6 protein-coding genes are annotated in these 9,198 nt (G+C 40.7%); all 6 read left to right on the top strand.

The genetic code is table 11. The annotated features are described in order from the left end of the window. Positions 1-1,210: 1,210 nt before the first annotated feature. Complete coding sequence (gene hepC, locus AC5590_RS26965; protein ID WP_169266405.1) at positions 1,211-2,047, top strand: heterocyst development glycosyltransferase HepC; 837 nt, start codon at positions 1,211-1,213, stop codon at positions 2,045-2,047. Between the two features lie 234 nt (positions 2,048-2,281). Then, a complete protein-coding gene (gene hepA, locus AC5590_RS26960; RefSeq protein ID WP_169266404.1) occupies positions 2,282-4,132 on the top strand; it encodes a heterocyst formation ABC transporter subunit HepA in 1,851 nt (616 codons plus the stop codon). A 601-nt stretch (positions 4,133-4,733) separates the two neighbouring features. Beyond that, the gene (locus AC5590_RS26955) at positions 4,734-5,909 is read left to right on the top strand and encodes a glycosyltransferase family 4 protein (protein WP_169266403.1); all 1,176 of its coding nucleotides are present in this window, start codon (positions 4,734-4,736) and stop codon (positions 5,907-5,909) included. Positions 5,910-6,001: 92 nt separating this feature from the next. Further along, positions 6,002-7,033, top strand: a complete 1,032-nt coding sequence (locus AC5590_RS26950) for a glycosyltransferase family 2 protein (RefSeq protein WP_169266402.1) — start codon at positions 6,002-6,004, stop codon at positions 7,031-7,033. A gap of 78 nt (positions 7,034-7,111) precedes the next feature. Beyond that, positions 7,112-8,305: a glycosyltransferase gene (locus tag AC5590_RS26945; RefSeq protein WP_169266401.1), complete on the top strand. Its 1,194-nt coding sequence runs from the start codon at positions 7,112-7,114 to the stop codon at positions 8,303-8,305. After that, complete coding sequence (locus tag AC5590_RS26940) at positions 8,232-9,176, top strand: glycosyltransferase family 2 protein (protein ID WP_169266400.1); 945 nt, start codon at positions 8,232-8,234, stop codon at positions 9,174-9,176. The genes AC5590_RS26945 and AC5590_RS26940 overlap by 74 nt, the downstream gene beginning before the upstream one ends. Positions 9,177-9,198: the final 22 nt, after the last annotated feature.

Genomic DNA, 9,198 nt, shown 5'->3' with positions numbered 1-9,198 from the left:
CCAAGGCACGTTTTCGGGGGAAGCTTCCCCCGAAAAGCTGCCGCCCCGTTGTAGGATCTGGCGTTTTCCCTGGTGCAGGATAAGAGCGTTGTATTCAATTGGTTGGGGCGGCACGTTTTGGGTAAGAAGCTTCTTACCCAAAAGCTGCCTTGTTTGAATACCAATACATTTGATTGCTGAGTTCTGGGTTCTGACCTATGTGTTCTTCTTCAAGATATTTGAAGGCAGAGTATATAACTATCTCTTCCCAAAAAGCACAATCAAAATGTATCGTAAATTAAATTACTTACGAACAAGATAAATTACCTTGTATTCATACGTTTTTTATATTGATGGAAAAAACTTAATCAATTATAGACATTCATTTTACTCATAATAAATTTAGGAATATCCAAATAAAAAAATGCCCAACAAGAATGCCTATGCCTGACGCCACGGCTATCGCCTTACGGCAACGCAAAGCGCACACAATAATGAGTTGGTGTACGAGTTAGCGCAAAGTCTGCCGGACAGAGGATTCTGCCCGGCGAGCTTTGCGCGTGGAGGTCGTCAAGCGTGGGCATTTTTTTCTTGTAAGTGCCTTAGACGCTTAGTAATTCGGGGAACGCAGTCTTGGACGCGACTTCCTATCAGTTCCCGGTGCCCTCATCTCCTGCTGCCTTGTTTATTGAAAATATTTGAACCACTAAAATTTTTATCAGCGTAGAAAGTTAGTGTAGATAACTAAAATTACTGATCTGGTCTGTTTTGATTAGTTGTGATAGCTATACTTATTTTTAATAACGATTTCAAATCACATAAGGTGACAATAAAGATTCTTGTTTCGTAATTATACAAGTTCTGTTATTCATAGGATCTTAATAATTATCGCAAAAACGTCCTTGATGTTTAAAGACTAAATAAAGAATCTCTATATGTAACCGTTATTCTTACAGCGTCTTATATCCTAGATATTAAATCCCCCCTGAAAAAGACAAGAGTGGACTTTCCCCAGAGCTATCTGAAAACTACGATTGTTGTATGAAATACATTTTTGGTCAAAAAAATTAACCAAGATGTGCAATTGTTAATAGGGATAATTGTGTTATCTTTTTTTCGACTCGATTACGTCCAGTTTGATAGCAAAGAGTAAAATCCAACTTGGACTGTTTGGGTTTAGTAGCCTTTAATATTAGGTCAGCAATCTACCATACTATGAGTGAAAATACATATGACAACCTCAATAATACCAACATTACAGAGTAACTATACAGTGAAGCAGCAGCAACAAGATAATCCCTCTCAATACTGTAGACTTATGTGGCGACGGGGTCAGTTGCTGATCATCCCTCCTGGAGGGATAACACAACCCTATATGCCTTCACTGGATAAAAAAGAGTCGTTAGTGGAGTGTCTGAAGCGTTCTCCTGCAAATTTGGTACGCATAGATCCAATACTTGGTGAAACAAGGTTAAAATTTTGGGCAGATGCGTGCGCTCAAGCCAACAAACCCATATTCCTGCGCATACCCTCGGTCGAGAAACAGCCAAAAGCACTAGACTCAACATTGTGGTGGTTGAAGCGTTTTACGGACTGGCTCACTGCGTTGATTTTTCTGCTTGCAGTAAGTCCAATCATGTTGGGATTAGTTTTGTTCATGCGCATTTCCTCTCCAGAACCAAGACTACTTTTTTCTTGCCAATGGCATGTGGGAGAACGAGGAAAACTCTTCAAGGTTTTCAAGTTTCGCACAACTACAGCCAGCAAAAGAGCAATTGGGGATATGGCGATAGCATATCAAGATGATTTGTACGATTCTGAAGATAGTCAAAATTCGAGTAAACTGGGACGATGGATGCGTAAGTATGGCCTAGATCATCTGCCACAGTTATTTAATGTACTACGTGGTGAAATGAGTTTGACTGGACCTCGTTGCTGGACTTTGGAAGATGCAGTACGGCTCAGTCCAGAAGCACAACGACAACTCAACAGATTACCAGGAATGATGAGGTCATGGGAGGTTGAAGCAGAGTCGAATCTGTTACATTTGGATAGTTCAACTCTGTGATTTGTTGTTCGTTACCTCATGGCTTGAACACCCTTGAGGTCTTTCACCAACTAAAAATATTGGTTCCACCCTTGGAAAATGACTTTCGCTCTGTTTCTGATGAAAAAACAACTACTGGAACTTACAGTAGTAAGTAAAATTGCCGCACGTCAGTCAACGCGTTGCGGCTTTTTGTAAGACTATAGTATTTTGAGCGCTCTATTTTCCCTGCAAAACTACAGTTGAATCTTACTCATGCATGTCAAATTATCCAAACCAGTCCAAAATATCCTTAAGAATTTAGTCAAGACTACTAAGTTCTGGCAGGAGAACTACCTTATACTGCGAGAATTTAAACACTTTCCCAAAATTGCAGCGATTGCTCTTTTATTCTCATTTATAGCGGCAATTTTTGAGGGATTGAATGTTACTCTTTTAGCTGCCTTTCTACAAAATTTAACGACTCCCAACGTCCCGTTTCAGACAAAATTTGAGTTATTGAATACTTTGTTAGGAGCAGACGATCCATTACCTCTAAATCGTCTGTATCGCGTTTCATTCTTGCTTTTTGTTAGCGCTTGGATACGTTCAGGATTAAATTACTTAGCACAATTTTACACTGAAATAACTCAGTTGACTTTAGTGGATAGGCTCCGCAAACAAATATTTGAAAAACTACAGTCTGTAAAAATAGGTTATTTTAATAATACTAAATCTGGTGAGCTGATAAATACTATAACAACTGAACTAGAAAAATTAAAACAAGCTTTTGGTGATGCAGCGTTCTTATTTTCCAGAACATTAAACGCAGTCGTTTACCTAACGTCAATGTTTTGGATATCTTGGCAGTTATCTATTATTTCATTAATGCTTTTCAGTTTGTTAGCTGTTGGCTTGTCTACATTAAATAGTCGGGTTCGTGAGGCAAGTTTTGATGTAACTAAAGCCAACAATAATTTTACTTCTATAGCTATAGAATTTATCAATGGAATTCGTACCGTTCACGCATTTTCTACGGAAGATTTTGAACGTAAACGTTATTATAATGCCAGCTTGAAGTTGGTCAATCATTCAAAGAAAATTGCCTCGGTATGGATGATAGTCAAGCCACTTGCAGAGGCGTTGGCGACCACAATACTTGTGGCAATGATTGTTCTGGCATTTACAGTTTTTGTCACTAAAGGTTTACTACAAACAGCTTTTCTATTGACGTTTTTCTTCGTTCTCTTTCGCCTCGTACCAATCATTCAAGATATTAATGGTGTAGCGACGCATATCAGTACAATGTACGGCTCGTCGGAAGTCGTGAAAAAACTTTTAGAAATTGATGAGCTACAGTATTTCCACAATGGACATATCGAATTTTCTGGCTTAAAACGTTCAATTGAGTTTGTGTCTGTTGATTTTGGCTACGACTCGGAAAGTTTGGTGCTTAGTAACATTAGGCTGATGATTGAACGAGGCAGGATGACTGCACTAGTGGGTGCTTCCGGCGCTGGTAAAACAACATTGGCAGATTTGATTCCGCGATTTTACGATCCAACGCGAGGTCATGTTTTTATTGATGGCGTTGATTTGCAGCATCTTGAAATCAAGTCGCTGCGCCGAAAAATTGCTGTGGTCAGCCAAGACACCTTTATTTTCAACACTTCTGTCCTTAACAATATTGCCTATGGGTCAGAAGGAGCAACAGATGAGGAAATTTACAAAGCGGCTCAATTAGCAAATGCTTTGGAATTTATCCAAGAAATGCCTGAAGGTTTCAACACTCAACTTGGAGATAGAGGTGTGAGGCTTTCTGGGGGTCAGCGTCAGCGAATTGCAATTGCTCGCGCTTTGCTGCGGAATCCAGAAATTCTGATTTTGGATGAAGCAACAAGTGCTCTTGATACTGTGTCGGAGAAGTTAATTCAAGAGTCTATAGAAAAACTTTCTGTAGGACGAACAGTGATTGTCATTGCTCACCGCTTATCAACAATAGTTCGGGCAGATAAAGTTGTCGTACTTGAACAGGGACAGATTGTAGAACAGGGCGGATATCAAGAGTTACTTGATATAAAAGGTAAGCTTTGGAAATATCACCAAATGCAGCATCAACTAAATTAAGGATCAATAGCAAGATCTAGAAAAGCTCAAACGTAAACGAAACTATAAAACTCATATTTGATTTTTGCTCAGGTAGGTAGGAACATTTGATATTAAGCTTTCCCCGTTGTCCTTCAGGTTTGCCAGTCCCCCAAACTCCTGTACAGACGCACTTGCGTCGTTCGTGACGGGAACCGCCAAGACGGCAAGTGGATCCACCAAGACGGGCGCTGGTCTGACCTGTTAAGCGTTAAGCGTCCTCACGAGTAAGTTTACCAAATGAAACCCGATTCCTATATGAAAAATATGGTTTTCAAAAATTCCCTTAAATAGTGAGTCCAATGAAAGTAACTTTCACATGTAAGGTACTTGATGGGGTATTACTTGAAAGTGATGAAACAGCTATTGCGCAAAAATTCTATTTTTTAGCTGCTAACGAATCGATGCACCAATAAATGGGTAAAGCAGCTATAAAGACTGCAAGAACGAATAGTCAGCAACTCCAGAAAGAATTATTAAAACAAAGATGGATGGAAAAGTCAAGAAGTAGCAAAAAAAGTTAAAATTCTTCTTGCAAGCAATAAACAAATTTTTGGGAACTTGAAACTAACATGGAGGAGTAATGCCCAACCTAATCACAGATGCACAACAGAGAGCAGAAAAATTGAACCAACCCGAGTATGATGAGAATTTGATATATCACTGCTCTAGTTTCAGAGTTAATGGAAATGGAGGAGCGGAAACTTATTTAACTTCTCTGATTCAATCTCCCCAATCTGGCGTGAGTGACTTTGTTATTAAATCTCTCAAAGAACTTGACCAGAGTCGGTTCAAATTGCTGCATATTCACAGTCCAGATTTACTAGAGCAAGTCAAAGGAGAATGTCCTACTGTCTTCACCGTTCACAATCACTCATTGTACTGTGCTAGTGGTACAAAATATTTAGCAGCACAAGATGTCATTTGCGATCGCAATTTCTCTTATTTAGGATGCCTCTGGGGCAAGATAATAGATGGCTGTGGAAGCCGCAAACCCGTAAGAGTGATTCAGGAATTACAAAGTACTCATCACCTCAACCATTTTATCAGAAATCTGAGAGTTACTTTTCTGGCAAATAGCGACTATGTTCGGAAACAGTTGATTAAAAATGGCTTGCCACCTCAACAAACTGTAACACTACGCTGTGGGATCTCCGTACCGCAAATAGCGACTGCGCCTCTAAGTTTAGAAACATACAAAAATCAGCGGATTTTATTTGTGGGGCGAATAGTTCCTGATAAAGGACTAGAATGGCTGCTCAAAACCTTAGTACACACAGATTCGCAAATTCATCTTGATATTGCAGGTGAAGGTTGGGAACGACCACGGTTGGAAAAGTTAGCTCAAAAACTAGGGTTAAACAACCGTATCACTTGGCATGGCTGGTGTGATAGTAACAAATTAAATCAACTTTACGAACAGTGTTTTGCTGTTATCTTCCCCAGTGTTTGGCCTGAACCAGCAGGTCTAGTCACTCTGGAAGCTTATGGTCATTACCGACCTGTCATTGCTAGCGCAGTCGGAGGTATTCCAGAATATTTACAAGATGGAGAAACAGGTGTTCTTGTACCAGCTAATAATATTCAGATGCTGGCACAAGCGATAACTCATTTGTCTTGTGATTATCAGAAATGCCGACAGATGGGCGAACAAGGTCATGCTTTGCTCATGCAAGAATTCACAATGGATGTCCACGTCAAACATTTACAAAAAATTTATGAAAACACAATATCAGAATTTGCCAGTAAAAAAAATTAGTTAGATAATATATGAAAGTTAAATAAGTTGCCTTAATGCAAAACCAAGACAGAGAGTAGTAATTTTATAGTAAAATACAAGGGTTTTAGAAAATGTCACAGGTTAATAGCTCCCAAGAGCCTTTAGTCAGCGTTATTATTCCAACTTATGATAGACCAGAGTATCTCAAGCAAGCAATAAACAGCGCTGTTAAACAAACTTATCGAAATATTGAAATTATTGTTTCAGATAATTGCAGTCCAATAAGCCCCCAAAAGATAGTTGAATCTTTTGGTGATTCACGCATCCAATGTTCCAGTCAGCTAAGCAATGTTGGTATGTTTGTTAATCAAATGGATACCTTCAAGAAGGCACAGGGTAAATACGTTGCCAGTCTCCATGATGATGATATGTGGAATGAGGACTTTCTGGAAAAACTGGTTCCAGCCTTGGAAAACAACCCAGATATCATTCTCGCTTTCTGCGACCAATATATTATAGATAAACATGGCAAAATTGATCATATTGGTACTGAGGAAAATTCAACAGCATACAAACGAACTATTTTAAAAAAAGGAGTTCATCAACCTTTTCTTGAAATTGCAGTCATAGATAAGTCTGTACCAATAGCCGCAGCTTGTGTGATTCGGAAAGAATTTGTTGACTGGGAGAAAATTCCACAGGAAGTAGACGGTATGTGGGATTTATATTTAGCCTACTTATGTTCTCGTTCGGGTCATGGAGCATACTATTATCCAGAAAAATTGACACGGTATCGCGCTCATGAACAAACAGATACAAATCTCAGTGGTAGTCTAGATGCTAAGGCAAATCTCAGTGGTAGTCTAGATGCTCATACAAAGGCAAAAATTCGCAAAGGAAGAGCAGAAATATTTTGCTACGAGCAATTTATGAAAGATGAAAAACTCAAGAAATACAAGCTGTATTTTAAGCAAAAATGGTTAGAATCTCATACAACTTTAGCTATAGGTTTGCTGCGCTCTGAACAGACAACCGAAGCACGTCCTTATCTTTTGCGGGCACTTTCTGAACAAAAGTTTAATTTCAGAACTATAGCAGCATTGATTTTGAGTTTCATTCCACGACCAATAACAAATCAATTGCTGGGAGTTGCAGCCAAATAAAAGCCTCAACGCAACTAAAAATAGAATTTTTAAGTCATCAATGTTAAGTCAAAAATGAACTGAGAAGGAAGGTGGTGTGTGAAACTATGTATTGTGACTCACAAATTAAAAAAGGGTGATGGACAGGGACGAGTAAATTATGAGGTTGCAAAAGAAGCCATTCGCCGGGGTCATCACCTGACCTTATTGGCAAGTGAAATAGCACCAGAATTACAACAAAGTAGCCAGGTCAACTGGATTCCTATTTCAGTCAACGGGTTGCCAACTGAATTTCTTCGTAATTTCATATTCTCTCAAAAAAGTGCAGATTGGTTGCGCAAACACCGCCCCCAAGTCGATTTGGTGAAAGTCAACGGAGCAATAACATCATCAGTATCTGATGTGAATGCTGTACACTTTGTCCACAGTTCTTGGCTGCGATCGCCCGTACATATTTCCCGTCTCCGCAAAGATTTGTATGGTTTGTACCAAAAGCTGTACACCGCATTCAACGCCCGTTGGGAAAAACAGGCTTTCCAAAAAGCAAAGATTGTGGTGTCAGTATCCGAAAAAGTTGCCCAAGAATTGGAAAGTATTGGTGTACCCCGTTCTCGAATTCGGGTGATTGTCAATGGAGTTGATTTAGAAGAGTTTTCTCCTGGTACGGTATCTCGTCAAACACTCGGTTTGCCGGAAAATGTGACTTTGGCGCTGTTTGCAGGAGACATTCGCACACCCAGGAAAAACTTAGATACCGTACTGCGTGCCTTGGTGAAAGTACCAAATTTACATCTTGCAGTTGTGGGAAGTCCTGAAGGTAGCCCCTTCCCACAAATGGCAGAATCCTTAGGGTTGAATGAACGAGTGCATTTTCTGGGATATCGGCGTGATATACCCCAGATTATGCGTGCTGTAGATTTATTCGTGTTTCCTTCCCGTTACGAAGCATGTACCCTAGTCTTATTAGAAGCCCTTGCTTGTGGACTTCCTGTTATTACCGCAACGGCAACAGGAGGTGCAGAATTAGTCACACCAGAATGCGGGGTTGTCTTGTCTGACTCCGACGATGTTGAGGCTTTGGCGGAGGTACTGTTGTCTTTGGTGAGTGATCGCAACAAAATGCAGCAGATGGGTCAAGCTGCACGCACTGTCGCAGAACATCACAGCTGGGCTACTATGGCAAAAACTTATGTGGATTTGTTTGAGGAGTTAAGCAAGAATGAGGAACACCGTTCTCATACCGACTTATCGCCGTCCTCAAGACCTATTACGCTGCCTTCAGGCGTTAGTTGAGCAAACTAAACCACCTTTTCAGGTGATAGTGGTTGTACGGGATATAGATACTGATACTTGGCAGTTTCTAGAAGGATTCAAAGAAACTACACTGCCACTGGATACCGTCAAAGTTACAGTTGGGGGAGTGGTCGCAGCTCTTAATGCTGGACTGGAAGCGGTTAAAGGAGATACGGTTTCAATAACGGATGATGATGCAGCACCTCGCCCTGATTGGTTAGAACGCATCAGTGCTCATTTCACCTCAGACAGTCGCATCGCTGGAGTCGGCGGACGCGATTGGATACACGAAGGTGAAAAGCTGTTAGATGACTCGTGCGAAGTGGTTGGTCAACTACAGTGGTTTGGGCGAGTTATTGGTAATCATCACTTGGGAATGGGAGAACCCCGCGAAGTCGATGTCCTCAAGGGTGTTAACATGAGTTTTCGTACCAGCGCGATCGCCGGATCGCGCTTTGATCAGCGGATGCGAGGTACGGGAGCACAAGTACACTTTGAAATGGCATTTACCCTAGCTTTAAAGCGGGCGGGTTGGAAGATGATTTACGATCCCGCTGTAGCCGTTGATCACTATCCAGCACAACGTTTTGATGAAGACCAGCGCAATAATTTTAATGAAGTAGCTTGGATAAATCTAGTTCATAATGAAACGCTTGTGTTACTTGAGCATCTGCCACCTACACGCCGTACAGTGTTTTTACTTTGGGCTATATTAGTGGGAACACGAGATAGTTTGGGTTTTGTCCAATGGCTTAGGCTTTTGCCGAAGGGCGGCAAACTGGCAGCGCAAAAATGGCTAGCTTCCATCCGTGGACGTTGGCAGGGATGGCAAACCTGGCAAAAGCACCACAGTTTTTTAATAAATAACTAACTGTTGTAGTAGATAGCTAAAA

This window comes from Brasilonema octagenarum UFV-OR1 (assembly GCF_963888615.1).
Lineage (GTDB): Bacteria > Cyanobacteriota > Cyanobacteriia > Cyanobacteriales > Nostocaceae > Brasilonema > Brasilonema sennae.
This window is presented reverse-complemented; position numbering and strand designations above follow the sequence as displayed.

Coding starts and splice junctions, on each gene's coding strand:
- hepC (WP_169266405.1), top strand. CDS start 1,211: ATGACAACCTCAATAATACCAACATTACAGAGTAACTATACAGTGAAG.
- hepA (WP_169266404.1), top strand. CDS start 2,282: ATGCATGTCAAATTATCCAAACCAGTCCAAAATATCCTTAAGAATTTA.
- AC5590_RS26940 (WP_169266400.1), top strand. CDS start 8,232: ATGAGGAACACCGTTCTCATACCGACTTATCGCCGTCCTCAAGACCTA.
- AC5590_RS26950 (WP_169266402.1), top strand. CDS start 6,002: ATGTCACAGGTTAATAGCTCCCAAGAGCCTTTAGTCAGCGTTATTATT.
- AC5590_RS26955 (WP_169266403.1), top strand. CDS start 4,734: ATGCCCAACCTAATCACAGATGCACAACAGAGAGCAGAAAAATTGAAC.